Here is a 13,151-nt window from a genome sequence, read left to right on the forward strand (position 1 = left end):
CACCCCCGAGGCCTCCCCACCCCGAACCGACGAGACGCCCCGGGCTCATGAGGCGCCCCGGGCTGAACCTCCGGCCACATCGGTCACGGTGCAGGCCCGGGTGAGGCCCGAAGCCGACCTTCCCGGCAAGCCCGGGCCCACAGCCGGGAGCGACGCCTCCGCCGACACTCCGGCCGAGGCTCCGCCCAAGACCTCGCCGGAGGCTCCGTCCGAGGGCTCGGCCAAAACCCAGGGCGGGGCCGGCGAAACCCAGGACGGAACTCAAAGCGGAGCCCAGAGCGAGACTCAGGACGGGGCTCAGAGCGGGACCCAGGACGGGGCTCAGGACGGGGCTCAGGACGGGATCGCCGACGAGGAGGCCGGGTCCGGGGTCAGGGTCGGGCCGCCGTCCTGCGGGCACGGCCTACTGGGGTCGCTGCTCGGCCTGGTCCCGCACTGCGAGCCGCTCACCAAAGCTGTGAGACCTGTCATCTGCCTGCCCATCGTCTCGCTGCTGCTCGGTGGGGAGTCCTGTCACGCTCCCCACCCCACCCCGACGGTCGAGCCGCCGGCCCCCACGCCGACGCCGCCGCCCGCACCTACCCCCACCCCGACGTCCCCGCCCCCTGCTCCTCCGCCCACACCCACCCCGACGCCCCCACCCACGGAGACCCCGGCTCCGACGCCTCCCCAGACGCCTGAGCCGCCGGCCCCCACCCCGACGCCGCCCACGACCCCGGAGCCACCCGCTCCTACGCCGCCCACCACCCCGGAGCCACCCGCGCCACCGCCACCGCCGAGGCCCGTCCAGGTCTCGCCCGTCGCCGTCGTCCCGGCACCGCCGACACCCACCCCGTCTCCGCCTCCCACAGCGCCTCCCACGGTGTCGCCGAGCCCGGAGAGTTCGGTCCTCGGGATGCGACGGCAGCGCATCCAGGACCGCTTCGCCGAACGGCGCCAGGGAACCGACCGCAGGCTGGTCATCCTGGTGCTCTTCACCGGCGTCATCTCGGTCACCGCGGTCGCCCTGCTCAAGCGCAGGCCGCGCAGATAAACGCGTGAGGCCCGGTTGGCGATCGATCGCCAACCGGGCCTCTCACCGCCCTGTTCAGCCTTCGGGCAGCTTCGCGGGGAACTGGGCGTCGACCTGGTCGTACTGCTGTTGCACGGCCACGAAGTCGTCGGGCCCGACCGCGCCCAGGCCGTTGAACGGGTGACCGGTCAGCATGATGAAGCCGACCCCGACGACGACCACGGTCACCCTGACCAGGTCTCCGACGATCGAGGCGCCCGTCGGCCGGTTCCCGACCGTCCAGGGAAGCACGACGACCAGCAGCCCGGAGATGAGCATGGAGATCACGAAGATGCTCTCAAGACCGGTGTTGGCGTCGTCCGCCCGTACGGCGCGGGAGTGGAAGACGTCGGAGATGTGGCTGAGGGCGTCCTGCTGGAAGGTCTTGCCCGCGTCGTCGGCCGGCTTGAGCCTGAGCACCTCGGCACGCATGTTCTCAAGCAGCTTCGTGGGGACCGGGGACATCTCACCGTGGGCCATGAGCGGCCAGTCGAGGGAGACGCTCTTGGCGGAGTAGTCCCTGATCTGGGCCCGGATGGGCCCCGCCTCGGGGATGGGTGCGACCGACCAGTACAGCTCGCTGAGGGCCTCCGTCTCCGCCTGGACGTCGGTCTGCGAGGTCGAGATGGCGTCCCGGCACAGCACGACGGCGTAGGCCAGGACCAGCAGGTAGATGGCGAGGGCGAGGTTGGCCGCGAAGTCGATCGACGCCGAGCCGTTGTCCTCTCCCTCGTGCCCCCTCCTTCTGAGGACGAGAAGCGCGATCAGCGTGATCGCGACGGCGACTACCACCAGCACGCTTATCCAGCCCATGGGACTCCCTCGGATCAACCATGAATGTAACTACTTAGGGTAATCTTTTCATTACACAGATGCCTACGGTTCCGCCACAGTTCACTCACGAAATCGGCGATCCCGGATGACCCGATACGGCGGACATACTTTCCCCGTCCGTTTCGGCGATCTTCTCTCCCCGAGGCCGTACGGCACACCCTGCGGAAACCGACTGCTTTGTCGCGTTTGTTGGCGTACGGCCTGTTCAGTGGGGAGCACGGTGATCACCAGCACCGGGCAAATTTCGCGAGGTTCGGGGGTCATCGCCGGTCCGGCGTGGGATTGATCCTTCTTGTGGAAGGGCTTCCGCGACAAGGGATAGAAAATGGGGAAACGTCCCTGTAGACGGAGAGCGGCCCGGCTTACGGCGGGAGCACTTCTGGCTCTGCAGATATCGTTCATCGCCCTGGCCTCGGACGGAAACGCCGAGACCGGGGCCGCCAGTTCGCCGGTCGCCGTCATGATCGCGGACTCGTCCGGCGCGTCCGCACGGGTGCCGAGCACCGGCCTCTACGACGTCAACGCCCTGGAGGCCGCCAGGAGCTACACCCGTGACCTGTACCTGAAGGCCGTCGCCCTGCGCGAGCCCGCCGATCTCGGCACGGGACTGTGGGAGCGGGAAGGGCTGAGCGAGGCCCGGAAGCCCGAGGCCAAGGCCCCGGTCAGAAAGAGTCAGGCGCGGACCAGCGCCCAGACGACCCGCCGCCTGCCCTCGGTACGGCTCGCCCACACACAGGCCGCCCAGTTGCTGGAGCGGGCCGGTCTCGGCCGGAAGTCCTCGGGCCGGTGCGCCAGCCGAGACAACGGGCGGTGCACCTCACTTGAGGCCGTCAGGACGGACACGGTGAACAGGGTGATCGACCTGAAGCGCGAGAGCGGGTGCCCCATCGTGATCACCGGGGGCACCGAGGTCGGCCACGCCCCCGGTCTGTACAGCCACTACGAGGGCTACAAGCTGGACATCAAGCCCAACCGGTGCGTCAGCCGCTACATCAAGAGCAAGTATCCCTACCAGCGTGTCAGGGGTGACGGCGCCCCGCTCTACGGGGACTCACAGACCGTCTACGCCAGGGAGTCCGACCACTGGGACATCCTCTTCCGCTGACACCCGGGAACGCCACTGACATCCGGGGAACCGGACGCCCGGAAAAACCGCACCGGGCGGGCCGTCCATGAGACGACCCGCCCGGCGAAGACGACGTGCTAGGAGAGTTCGGCCACGACCAGCTCGGCGATCTCCGCCGCGTTCAGGGCGGCGCCCTTACGGAGGTTGTCGCCGCAGACGAACAGGTCGAGGGTGTTGGGGAAGTCGAGCGCCTGGCGAACCCGGCCCACGTAGGTGGGGTCGGTGCCGACGACGTCTGCCGGGGTCGGGAAGACACCGTTGGCCGGGTCGTCCATGACGACCACCGTCGGCGCCGCCTCCAGGATGCGGTGCGCGTCGGCGACGGTGATCTCCCGCTCGAAGGTCGCGTGCACGGCCAGTGAGTGGGTCGTGATGACCGGGACACGGACGCAGGTCGCGGAGACCTTCAGATCGTCGATGCCGAGGATCTTCCTGGACTCGTTGCGGAGCTTGATCTCCTCCGAGGCCCAGCCGCCGTCCTTGAGCGAACCCGCCCACGGCACGACGTTGAACGCGATCGGGGCGGGGAAGGGAGACTCACCGTCACCGAGCTTGTTCTGCAGGACCTTGCGCACGTCACCGGCGCTCTGGCCGACCGTCCGGTCGCCGGCGAGCGCCTCGATCTCGTCGTAGAGGCGTCCCGAACCGGCGACACCCGCGCCGGAGACCGCCTGGTAGGAGGAGACGACCAGCTCGCGCAGGCCGTACTCGGTGTGCAGGGCGCCCATCGCGGCCATCATCGACAGCGTGGTGCAGTTGGGGGTCGAGATGATGCCCAGCGGGCGGTTGCGCGCCGCCTGCGGGTTGACCTCGGGCACCACCAGCGGCACCTCGGGGTTCATCCGGAAGGTGCCGGACTTGTCGATGGCGACCGCGCCGCGCTCGGCGGCGATCGGCACCCATACGGCGGAGACCTCGTCGGGCACATCGAAGATCGCGATGTCGACGCCGTCGAAGACCTCGGCGGTCAGCTCCTGGACGACCAGGTCCTCACCGCGGACCCGCAGGACCTTGCCCGCGGACCGGGCGGACGCGACGAGCTTGATCTCGCCGTAGATGTCCTCCCGGTTGGAGATGATGTCGCGCATGACGGTGCCGACGGCACCGGTCGCGCCGATCAGAGCGAGGGTGGGCTTGCGGCTCATCGGCCGGTACCTCCGTAGATCACAGCTTCAACCTGGTCGGCGTCGAGATTGAACGCGCGGTGGGCGGCGCTGACCGCCGAGTCCACCTCGTCCTGCCCGACGATCACCGAGATGCGGATCTCCGAGGTGGAGATCATCTCGATGTTCACCCCCGCGTCGGCGAGGGCGGCGAAGAACGTCGCGGTGACGCCGGGGTGCGAGCGCATGCCCGCGCCGATCAGCGACACCTTGCCGATCTGGTCGTCGAACAGCAGCGACTCGAAGCCGATGTTCTGCTGGATCTTCTTCAGTGCGGTCAGCGCCGTCGAGCCGTCGCTCGCGGGCAGCGTGAAGGAGATGTCCGTCCGACCGGTCGCCGCCGCCGACACGTTCTGCACGATCATGTCGATGTTGACTTCGGCGTCGGCCAGCGTTTTGAAGATCGTGGCAGCCTCGCCGACCTTGTCGGGCACCCCGACAACGGTGATCTTGGCCTCGCTCCGGTCGTGCGCGACGCCGGAGATGATCGGCTGCTCCATCTGTGTTCCTTCACTGTCGGGGTCGGAGATGACCCACGTGCCTTCCTTGGTGCTGAACGAGCTTCTTACGTGAATCGGCAGGTTGAAGCGGCGGGCGTACTCGACGCAGCGCAGGTGCAGGATCTTCGCGCCGCAGGCCGCCATCTCCATCATCTCCTCGTAGGAGACCTTGGGGATCTTGCGGGCGACCGGGACGATGCGCGGGTCCGCGGTGAAGACCCCGTCCACGTCGGTGTAGATCTCGCACACGTCGGCTTCGAGGGCGGCGGCGAGCGCCACGGCCGTCGTGTCGGAACCGCCCCTGCCGAGGGTGGTGATGTCCTTGGTGTCCTGGGAGACCCCCTGGAACCCGGCCACGATCGCCACCTGACCGGCGCCGATCGCCTCGCTGATGCGGCCCGGCGTCACGTCGATGATGCGGGCGCGGCCGTGCGAGGAGTCGGTGATCACCCCGGCCTGGGAGCCGGTGAACGAGCGGGCCTCCTGGCCCAGATTCGCGATCGCCATCGCCAGCAGCGCCATCGAGATGCGCTCACCCGAGGTGAGGAGCATGTCGAGTTCGCGCACCGGCGGCAGCGGCGAGACCTGCTGGGCGAGGTCGAGCAGCTCGTCGGTGGTGTCGCCCATCGCCGAGACGATCACCACGACGTCGTTGCCGGCTTTTTTCGTCGCGACGATCCGCTGGGCGACCCGCTTGATGCAGGACGCGTCGGCGACGGACGAACCACCGTACTTCTGAACAACGAGCGCCACGAGATGTCTCCGAAGCAATCTAGGGCTGTGGAGCTCTCAGTCTACTGTCGCCCGGGTGGCGCACTTCTGGTTTGGCCCACTATGTGGACAATCACACGGTTGTGCGCTCTTCGGCCACGTCCAGCCGAGTATGGGCGACGAGTGCCTGAAGGGCGCGCAGTGCGGCCCCGGCGTGGTTGCCCCAGGTGTTGAAGTAGGAGTACTGCCACCACCACAGCGCCTCAAGAGGACGCCCCGCCTGGTAGTGCCTGAGCCCGTGCAGGAGGTCGGCGGCCACCGCCGTCAGGTCGTCCGACAGCCGGTACGGCGTGACCGCGGTGTCCTTGTACGGGTCGAAGACCTCGGCGTAGTCGTCGACCGGGCCGAGCCGCTCGGCCAGGGCCGTACGGACCGTGTCGACGTCCGGGTCCTCGCTCAGGTGCGGCTCCCAGTTGCCGGACAGGATCACGTCCTGGCTGGCGCCGAGCTGCGCGCCCGCCGAACTGACCTGCGCGACCTCGACCAGCAGCAACGACAGGATGGCGTCGCCGCCCTCACCGTTCGCCAGCCTGGTCAGACCGTCGATGTAGTTCTCCGCGTGCCCGGCGACCCGTTCCGCCAGAGCACCCCATGCGTCAGACATCCAGCAGCCTCCTTCCCTCGAACGCGCGGCCCAGGGTGACCTCGTCGGCGTATTCGAGGTCGCCACCCACGGGCAGCCCGCTGGCCAGTCGTGTGACTCTCAGCCCCATCGGCTTCACCAGACGGGCGAGATAGGTCGCCGTCGCCTCCCCCTCAAGGTTGGGGTCGGTGGCGAGGATCAACTCGGTGACCTGGCCGTCGGCCAGTCTCGTCATCAGCTCGCGAATGCGCAGGTCGTCGGGGCCGACCCCGTCGATCGGGCTGATCGCGCCGCCGAGCACGTGGTAGCGCCCGCGGAACTCACGGGTCTTCTCGATCGCCACGACGTCCTTGGACTCCTCGACCACGCAGATCACGTGGGGATCGCGCCGGGCGTCGCGGCAGATCCGGCACTCCTCGTCGGCGGCGACGTTCCCGCAGGTCCGGCAGAAACGGACCTTGTCCTTGACCTCAAGCAGGGCATGGGCGAGCCGCTTCACGTCGGCGGGCTCGGCGGACAGCAGATGGAAGGCGATCCGCTGGGCGCTCTTCGGGCCGACTCCGGGCAGCATGCCCAGCTCGTCGATCAGGTTCTGGACGACCCCCTCGTACATGGCTTCAGAACCCGGGCAGCTGACCGAGGCCGCTGCCGCCCCCAAGTCCCTGTGCGAGCGGGCCGAGCTTCTCCTGCTGGAGGTCGGCCGCGGCGCGGACCGCGTCCCTGATCGCCGCGATGACCAGGTCGGCGATGGTGTCGGCCGTGTCCTGGGGGTCGCCGGGGTCGACGGCCTCGGCACTGATCCTCAGTTCGAGCAGCTCGCCGCCGCCGTTGACCGTGGCGACGACCAGCCCGCCGCCCGCCGAGCCCTCGACCTGGGCGTCGTTCAGCTCCTGTTGAGCGCTCACAAGCTGCTGCTGCATGAGCTGTGCCTGCTCCAGCAGCTGCTGCAGGTTGACATCCCCTGGGTTCACCGTCGTTGTGCTCCTCGTCCGTGACGTCAGTCGTCACGAGCCTACGGGGTCAGAGGCGGGTGTTGTACTGGCGCATGCCCGTGTTCCCCCCATGTGGTGACTAAACCCGGTCCGCCGGTTCACGACGATCCTGTCGGGTCCCGGCCCCCCTCCACGACGCCCGGGACCCGACGTCGCACGCGCCGGAGCGGCCGCACACGACGGCGTGCGCTGTGAAGGTAACCGATTCCAGGTTGCACACACGTTGCGATCGTTCAATCACCCTTCGCACTCCCTTTTCGCCGAACCGGTTGCGTGCACCCGTCCCGACAACCGATGCTTCGGCAATCGGTCTGATTCCTGGGGAGCCATATGTCCGGCAGCCGCCGGGAAGCCGTCCCGGATGTGAACGTCCACTCGTTACGACTGCGCCGTCTGCACGAGTCCGTGCTGAACGGTGCCCGACCTCCTGACGGGGCGCTACGCGGCCTGATCTCCGCCTCGTGGCGCAGATCCATGGACGCGGGCGTCGATCCCGAGACGAGCGCGGCCCCGCCCGCCTTCGAACGGGAGGACGTCGAGGACGTCCGTTCCCACCACCCCGTCGGCGCCCTGCTGCCGCTCGTCGCCGGAACCCTCCTGGAGGCCGCCTCGGCGAGCGCGCACATCCTGATGGTCACCGACGAGAAGGGCCGGGTGCTCTGGCGCGACGGAGACCACCGGGTGATGGGCATGGCCGACGGAGTCGGGCTCGCCGACGGCTTCCACTGGGGCGAGGAGGTGATCGGGACGAACGGCATGGGCACCGCGCTCGCCACCCGGGGCCCCGTCCACGTCTTCTCCGCCGAGCATCTGGTCAGAGCGCTGCACCCCTGGTCGTGCTCGGCGGCGCCGATCAACGACCCGGACAGCGGCGAGGTGATCGGCTGCGTCGACATCAGCGGCACCATGGACGCCCTGCATCCGGCGACCGTCGCCCTCGTCGAGACCACGGCCAGACTGGCGGAGAGCCACCTGGCGCTGCGTATGCGCGAGCGCGACGACCTGTTCCGCGACCGCAACGACGAGCACCTGCTGGCCCTGCGCGGCGAACCCGGCGCCCTGGTCACCGCCACGGGCCGCGTCGTCGCCTCCGACCGTTCCCGGCGATGGGGCGACCGCGTACGGCTGCCGGCCTCCGGTGACCGGGTCGTGCTGCCCGACGGCGAGACCGCGCTGCTGACCCCCGTCCGCGACGGCTTCCTGCTGCGTGCCCTCGGCGCGGCGGACGCGCCCGTGCTGACCCTGTCCTTCCTCGGGGCGCGGCATCCCACGGCCGATCTCGACGGCGCCCACGTGCCCCTGTCCCCGCGCCACGCCGAGATCCTCACGGTGCTGGCCCTCAACCCCAAGGGCGTGACGGCCGAACAGCTCTCCCTCCACCTGTACGGCGACGCGGGAAACCCGGTGACCGCCCGCGCCGAGATCCACCGCCTGCGCCTGCAGCTCGGCGCCGTGGTCGCGGCGCGGCCGTACCGGCTGACCTGTGTGGTGCGGGCCGACTTCCTCACCCTGCGCCGACTGCTCGCCGGTGAGGACACCACCGCGATCGCCGGCACGTACGGCGGGCCGCTGCTGCCCCGCTCCGACGCCCCCGCGGTGCGCGACGAACGCGAGGAGCTCGAAGGCCGGGTCCGCGCCCGCCTCCTGACCCGGGGGTCCCCCGACGACCTGTGGGCCTACGCGGAGACCGAGGGGGCCAGGGGCGACGCCCACGTCCTTGAACGGCTCGTCGCCGTGCTTCCTCGGAGCGACCACCGCGCCGTGACCGCCGCGATCCGCCTGTCGGCCCTGGGCTCGCCCTGATCTCGCAGGACCGTCAGGAGTGGCCGATCTCCTCGATGATCTGGCCGCCCAGTTCACGCTGGAGGAGGGCCATGCCGGTCAGCGCGTCGTCGGACGAACCGGCGTCGCCGGAGCCGGACGACCTGCCGGGCACGGCCTCCGGCCACGCCGGCTTGGTCCCCGCTCCCCTCGGCCCCGTCTGGGCGACCGTCTGGGCGGCCGTCCTGGCGGCGGAACGCGCGGCGGTCAGGCCGGGACTCGGCGGCGGAGGCGAACCCGGATCCTCGGGGAGCGGCGCGTCGGGCCAGGACTCGTCCGTGGCCTGCGGGCTCTGGCGAGGCTGTGCCTGCGGGGCCTGAGGGGCTCGCTGGGCCTCACGGGGAGGCGAGGCCGCCTGGGGCGGCGCCTCCCCCGCGGGCTCCGCGGACGGCCTCATGGCGGGCCCCTGCGAGGGACTCTGAACGGGCTCGGCGCGCGGCGGAGGGGGCGGCGGCGTCTGCTGCCGGGCACCGGACGGCGCGGGCGAACCGCCGACGACGGCCTCCACCTTCCAGGTGCCGCCGAGCACGTCCTGCAGCGCCCCCGCGACCACCACGTCCTTGCCGCCGCCGGTGAAGTTGCGCATCGCGCCCACCTGGGCGAAGCCCAGCGTGACGACCTTGCCCTCGACTCCGACGACCTGGGCGTTGGTGTTGACGTTCGCCCAGACGACGATGCTGCGTCGTTTGAGGGCCGCGAGCACCTGCGGCCATGCCTGCTGTACCGCTCCCGCGTCGCCCCCTGACACTCCCGAGACCGCAGGAGCCTGGGCCTGGGGCTGATCCGTGGCGGGGGCGGGCGCCTGCCCTCCCGGCCGCGTGGGAGCGGGCCAGTCGTCGTCCCTGGCCCGAACCGGTACGGCGGCAGCGGGCGCGGCGGGCTGCGCGGGTGCCTGCGTGGAGGCCGGAGCCTGGGCGGCCGGGGGAGCCGGAGCGGGAGGCGCCTGGGTCACCGTCGGGAACACTGCAGGGGCCACCGTTGGAGCCACCGTTGAAGCCACTGCCGGGGCCGCTGCCTGGACCACCGTGACCCCGCCCCGCTCCAGCCGCTCAAGCCGGGTCAGCAGCGCCGCCTCGTCCCTGGCCGCCCCGGGCAGCAGTGTCCTGGCGCACATCAGCTCAAGCAGCAGCCGGGGCGAGGCCGCGCCGCGCATCTCGGTCAGCCCCTCGTTGAAGATCTCCGCCGCGCGGGTCAGCTCGGCCGGCCCCATCGAGGCCGCCTGCTGCTGGAGCCGTTCCAGCTCGTCACCGGGACGGTCGAGCAGCCCGCTGGTCGCGGCCTCGGGCACGTTCGCCAGGATCACCAGGTCACGGAAGCGCTCAAGCAGGTCCATCGCGAACCTGCGGGGATCGTGACCGCCCTCGACCACCCGGTTCACGGCCTGGAAGACCTTCGCCCCGTCGCGGGCGGCGAAAGCGGAGACCATGTCGTCGAGCAGGTCTCCGTCGGTGTAACCGAGCAGGGAGACCGCGCGGGCGTAGGTGATGCCGGCCTCGTCCGACCCGGCGAAGAGCTGGTCCAGGATCGACAGCGAGTCACGGGCCGACCCGGCGCCCGCCCTGACCACCAGCGGCAGCGCGGCGGGCTCGAACGGCACGTTCTCCGAGGTGAGGATCTCCTCCATGAGCGTGCGCAGCGCGGCGGGCGGGATCAGCCGGAAGGGATAGTGGTGGGTGCGGGACTTGATCGTCCCGATGACCTTCTCCGGCTCGGTGGTCGCGAAGACGAACTTCAGGTGCGGCGGGGGCTCCTCGACGAGCTTGAGCAGCGCGTTGAACCCCTCGCGGGTCACCATGTGCGCCTCGTCGATGATGTAGATCTTGAAGCGCGCCGAGACGGGGGCGAAGAAGGCTCGTTCCCGCAGATCGCGGGCATCGTCGACACCGCCGTGCGAGGCGGCGTCGATCTCGATGACGTCCAGGTGGCCGGGTCCGGTCGGCGCCAGGGCCACGCACGACTCGCACTCGCCGCAGGGGTCGGGGGTCGGCCCCTTCTCGCAGTTCAGCGAACGGGCCAGGATGCGGGCGCTGGACGTCTTGCCGCATCCCCTGGGCCCGCTGAACAGATAGGCGTGGTTGATCCGGCCGCTCCGCAGCGCCTGCCGCAACGGCTCGGTGACGTGCTCCTGCCCCTTGACCTCGGCGAAGGTCCCGGGCCGGTACTTGCGGTACAGCGCAAGACTCATGCGACGATCCCACCTGCGAGGGAGTCTGAAACGAAGAGACCCCTCGCACACCCGCCAGAGCCTGCTTATCCTTGCTGCCTTCCGGCCCTGGGGAGGTTCACAGGATGACGCCGCGCGAGGGGTCCTGGCACAGTCTAGCCTCTGTCGCGAGTGCTCGGAGTAGTGAACGGCCACCGACGAAGATGCCTCGAATATGTGGTCAACGCAGTCCTGAAAGTTCGGTAAGCTACTCCACGGAGGATTCGCCTAGTTGGCCTAGGGCGCACGCTTGGAAAGCGTGTTGGGGGCAACCCCTCAGGAGTTCGAATCTCCTATCCTCCGCGCTTGGTTGAGCAGCACAAACACGAAGGGCCCGGACCTATCCAGCCGGGCCCTTCGTGCTGTCCGGTCTCAGTTCTCGTCTCAGTTGGCCTCTGAGAGGGCCTATTCGGCCTCTGCTGGCGTCCCCTCGTCGGCGTCCCAGAGCAGCCCGTCCACCTGCTTGGCGACGGTGTGTCGAATGGTGTCGGTCACATGTTGGTACCGGCGAGCCATGCCGGTGCTCGCCCACCCCATGATCGCCATCACCGTCCGCTCGGGGACTCCCAGGATCAGGAGAACAGTCGCGGCGGTGTGCCTCGCGTCGTGTAGCCGGGCGTCCCTGAGTCCGGCTGCCTTCAGCAGGTCCTTCCACTGGTGGTAGTCGGTGTTCGGGTTGAGGGGACCGCCTGTCGCGGTGGCGAAGATCCATCCCCCTTCCTGCCAGAGCTGTCCTGCCAAGGCGCGGTCTGTAGCCTGCTCCTCACGGTGCCTCCGAAGCAGGGTGACGAGCTGGCCGGGAAGCCCGATCGTCCGTCGCCCTGCCCTGGACTTCGTGTCCGAGGTGTCCGGCCGGGTCTGCCGACGATCTGGGCAGTAGCCCGCCTTCCTTCCGCAGGTCCCCTCGCAACCGTGCTTGTACTTCGGACGCTGACGGCCCCGACGTACGCGCAGGACGCCCTTCTCCAGATCCACGTCAGTCCACTGCAACCCCAATGCCTCGCCCTGACGCAGCCCCAGGGCGAGCGCCACGGCCCACCGGGCACTGTTGCGCGGCAGTGCCTCAGCGGCCTTCAAGAGCCTCCTCACCTCGCTGATCTCGTACGGCTCCACCTCCTCCTCAGTAAGGGTCGGCGCTTTGGCGAACGTCGCGGGGTTCCTGGTGAGATGCCCGCGCCGTACAGCCACGTTGAGCGCGGCCCGGATCGTGCGGTGGACATGGTGAGCGGTCCCCGCGGCTTTCCCCTCGCGCTGCATCTTGGCGTAGAGCTTCTCCAGGTGCTCAGGGGTCAGCTTGTCGAGCCGGTGAGCACCGATACCGGGGATCAGGTGCGCGGTCACGTCCACTCGGTAGCCCGCGTGGGAACTCTCACGGATCGCGGGCGGCACCGCGATGGTCTCAATCCAGTGCGTGAGCCACTTGGCCACCGTCCACCGCTGGCCAGCCGTGCGAACGTTCCCATCGTCGCGCGCACGCTCCAGCGCGCGAACCTTCCTGGTGACCTCAGCCTCGGTCTTGGCCTGCACGTGGCGGCGATCGGGCTTTCCGTTGTCCTTGACGCCCACGGTTACTCTCCCGTGCCAGTAACCGTCCTTGCCCTGGTAGATGCTCGACGCGCCATTCGGCTTACGGCCCATTCAGCCTCCTCAGGCCATGGTCTTCTGACTAGCCCCGGCGGCCAGCAGGTCAGTCACGTACTCGCGAAGGCACTCGATCGGCACTCGGCGGAGACGTCCGATGAGGACGGACTCCACGGTTCCGGTCATCACGAGCTGGTACATCTGGGTTCGGCCGATCCTGAGCTGCTCAGCCGCTTCCTCCACCGTGAGAACCAGGTAAGTGGCTGAGATCGAGGCGGGACTGACGGCGAGGGCTATCGAGGTGGCCATGACATGTCCTCCTGTCGCGCGGTCCTTGTGGGGAGGGCTGAAACATCTCGGAAAGTCGGCAAGTCGGCAAAAGTGCCCGTGACCTGGGGTGATGCTTGCCGACTTAGGAGTTGCCGGGGTGAGTGCATCTCGGCAAACGCTGGCTATCTCGGCAACGGGTGCCGACTTGCCGAGATAGCCGTTTGAGTCCCGGGTTATCTCGGCAAGAGTTAGTGCA

At 69.4% G+C, this 13,151-nt stretch carries 13 protein-coding genes, 1 tRNA gene and 1 other RNA gene; 4 read left to right on the top strand and 11 right to left on the bottom strand.

Annotation, left to right across the window (positions count from 1 at the left end):
* Window positions 1-513: 513 nt before the first annotated feature.
* Window positions 514-849, bottom strand: a complete 336-nt coding sequence (locus ACFYY8_RS25545; protein ID WP_390045020.1) for a hypothetical protein — start codon at window positions 847-849, stop codon at window positions 514-516.
* Window positions 850-895: 46 nt separating this feature from the next.
* Between ACFYY8_RS25545 and ACFYY8_RS25550 the strand changes: the two genes are divergently transcribed.
* Window positions 896-1,033, top strand: a complete 138-nt coding sequence (locus ACFYY8_RS25550) for a hypothetical protein (protein WP_390045022.1) — start codon at window positions 896-898, stop codon at window positions 1,031-1,033.
* A 54-nt stretch (window positions 1,034-1,087) separates the two neighbouring features.
* Here the strand turns inward: ACFYY8_RS25550 and ACFYY8_RS25555 are convergent, their stop codons facing one another.
* Window positions 1,088-1,864, bottom strand: a complete 777-nt coding sequence (locus ACFYY8_RS25555; protein WP_390045024.1) for a hypothetical protein — start codon at window positions 1,862-1,864, stop codon at window positions 1,088-1,090.
* A 481-nt stretch (window positions 1,865-2,345) separates the two neighbouring features.
* Between ACFYY8_RS25555 and ACFYY8_RS25560 the strand changes: the two genes are divergently transcribed.
* Window positions 2,346-2,990 (top strand): hypothetical protein, encoded by a 645-nt coding sequence (locus ACFYY8_RS25560; protein WP_390045026.1) that lies wholly within the window; start codon window positions 2,346-2,348, stop codon window positions 2,988-2,990.
* A 98-nt stretch (window positions 2,991-3,088) separates the two neighbouring features.
* Here ACFYY8_RS25560 and ACFYY8_RS25565 read toward each other — a convergent pair whose 3' ends face one another.
* From ACFYY8_RS25565 to ACFYY8_RS25585, 5 genes are all read right to left on the bottom strand, one after another.
* Complete coding sequence (locus ACFYY8_RS25565; RefSeq protein WP_390045028.1) at window positions 3,089-4,156, bottom strand: aspartate-semialdehyde dehydrogenase; 1,068 nt, start codon at window positions 4,154-4,156, stop codon at window positions 3,089-3,091.
* The gene (locus ACFYY8_RS25570) at window positions 4,153-5,427 is read right to left on the bottom strand and encodes an aspartate kinase (protein ID WP_352013695.1); all 1,275 of its coding nucleotides are present in this window, start codon (window positions 5,425-5,427) and stop codon (window positions 4,153-4,155) included. Before ACFYY8_RS25570 ends, ACFYY8_RS25565 begins: the two co-directional genes overlap by 4 nt.
* A 91-nt stretch (window positions 5,428-5,518) precedes the next feature.
* On the bottom strand, window positions 5,519-6,049 hold the full coding sequence (locus tag ACFYY8_RS25575; protein ID WP_390045030.1) for a DUF5063 domain-containing protein: 531 nt from the start codon (window positions 6,047-6,049) through the stop codon (window positions 5,519-5,521).
* A complete protein-coding gene (gene recR / locus ACFYY8_RS25580; protein ID WP_352013693.1) occupies window positions 6,042-6,641 on the bottom strand; it encodes a recombination mediator RecR in 600 nt (199 codons plus the stop codon). Before recR ends, ACFYY8_RS25575 begins: the two co-directional genes overlap by 8 nt.
* A 4-nt stretch (window positions 6,642-6,645) precedes the next feature.
* Window positions 6,646-6,999 (bottom strand): YbaB/EbfC family nucleoid-associated protein, encoded by a 354-nt coding sequence (locus tag ACFYY8_RS25585; RefSeq protein WP_352013692.1) that lies wholly within the window; start codon window positions 6,997-6,999, stop codon window positions 6,646-6,648.
* 351 nt (window positions 7,000-7,350) lie between these two features.
* On the opposite strand from ACFYY8_RS25585, the gene ACFYY8_RS25590 reads away from it, so the two are divergent.
* On the top strand, window positions 7,351-8,823 hold the full coding sequence (locus ACFYY8_RS25590) for a GAF domain-containing protein (protein ID WP_390045033.1): 1,473 nt from the start codon (window positions 7,351-7,353) through the stop codon (window positions 8,821-8,823).
* 13 nt (window positions 8,824-8,836) lie between these two features.
* Here ACFYY8_RS25590 and ACFYY8_RS25595 read toward each other — a convergent pair whose 3' ends face one another.
* On the bottom strand, window positions 8,837-11,026 hold the full coding sequence (locus tag ACFYY8_RS25595) for a DNA polymerase III subunit gamma and tau (protein WP_390045035.1): 2,190 nt from the start codon (window positions 11,024-11,026) through the stop codon (window positions 8,837-8,839).
* 31 nt (window positions 11,027-11,057) lie between these two features.
* Window positions 11,058-11,153, bottom strand: an RNA gene (ffs, locus tag ACFYY8_RS25600) — signal recognition particle sRNA small type.
* 108 nt (window positions 11,154-11,261) lie between these two features.
* Between ffs and ACFYY8_RS25605 the strand changes: the two genes are divergently transcribed.
* Window positions 11,262-11,347 (top strand) — tRNA-Ser (locus ACFYY8_RS25605).
* 102 nt (window positions 11,348-11,449) lie between these two features.
* Here the strand turns inward: ACFYY8_RS25605 and ACFYY8_RS25610 are convergent.
* Together ACFYY8_RS25610 and ACFYY8_RS25615 are read right to left on the bottom strand one after the other, a co-directional pair.
* The gene (locus ACFYY8_RS25610) at window positions 11,450-12,682 is read right to left on the bottom strand and encodes a tyrosine-type recombinase/integrase (protein ID WP_390045037.1); all 1,233 of its coding nucleotides are present in this window, start codon (window positions 12,680-12,682) and stop codon (window positions 11,450-11,452) included.
* 9 nt (window positions 12,683-12,691) lie between these two features.
* Entirely contained in the window at window positions 12,692-12,934 is a 243-nt protein-coding gene (locus ACFYY8_RS25615; protein WP_390045039.1) for a helix-turn-helix domain-containing protein, read from the bottom strand.
* Window positions 12,935-13,151 lie beyond the last annotated feature (217 nt).

This window comes from Streptosporangium sp. NPDC001559 (assembly GCF_042893955.1).
GTDB lineage: Bacteria > Actinomycetota > Actinomycetes > Streptosporangiales > Streptosporangiaceae > Streptosporangium.

Bases quoted from the DNA above. Each gene is read 5' to 3' on its own strand.
- ACFYY8_RS25610 (WP_390045037.1), bottom strand. From the start codon at position 12,682: ATGGGCCGTAAGCCGAATGGCGCGTCGAGCATCTACCAGGGCAAGGAC.
- ACFYY8_RS25615 (WP_390045039.1), bottom strand. From the start codon at position 12,934: ATGGCCACCTCGATAGCCCTCGCCGTCAGTCCCGCCTCGATCTCAGCC.
- ACFYY8_RS25595 (WP_390045035.1), bottom strand. From the start codon at position 11,026: ATGAGTCTTGCGCTGTACCGCAAGTACCGGCCCGGGACCTTCGCCGAG.
- ACFYY8_RS25575 (WP_390045030.1), bottom strand. From the start codon at position 6,049: ATGTCTGACGCATGGGGTGCTCTGGCGGAACGGGTCGCCGGGCACGCG.
- ACFYY8_RS25560 (WP_390045026.1), top strand. From the start codon at position 2,346: ATGATCGCGGACTCGTCCGGCGCGTCCGCACGGGTGCCGAGCACCGGC.
- ACFYY8_RS25550 (WP_390045022.1), top strand. From the start codon at position 896: ATGCGACGGCAGCGCATCCAGGACCGCTTCGCCGAACGGCGCCAGGGA.
- ACFYY8_RS25555 (WP_390045024.1), bottom strand. From the start codon at position 1,864: ATGGGCTGGATAAGCGTGCTGGTGGTAGTCGCCGTCGCGATCACGCTG.
- ACFYY8_RS25565 (WP_390045028.1), bottom strand. From the start codon at position 4,156: ATGAGCCGCAAGCCCACCCTCGCTCTGATCGGCGCGACCGGTGCCGTC.
- recR (WP_352013693.1), bottom strand. From the start codon at position 6,641: ATGTACGAGGGGGTCGTCCAGAACCTGATCGACGAGCTGGGCATGCTG.
- ACFYY8_RS25590 (WP_390045033.1), top strand. From the start codon at position 7,351: ATGTCCGGCAGCCGCCGGGAAGCCGTCCCGGATGTGAACGTCCACTCG.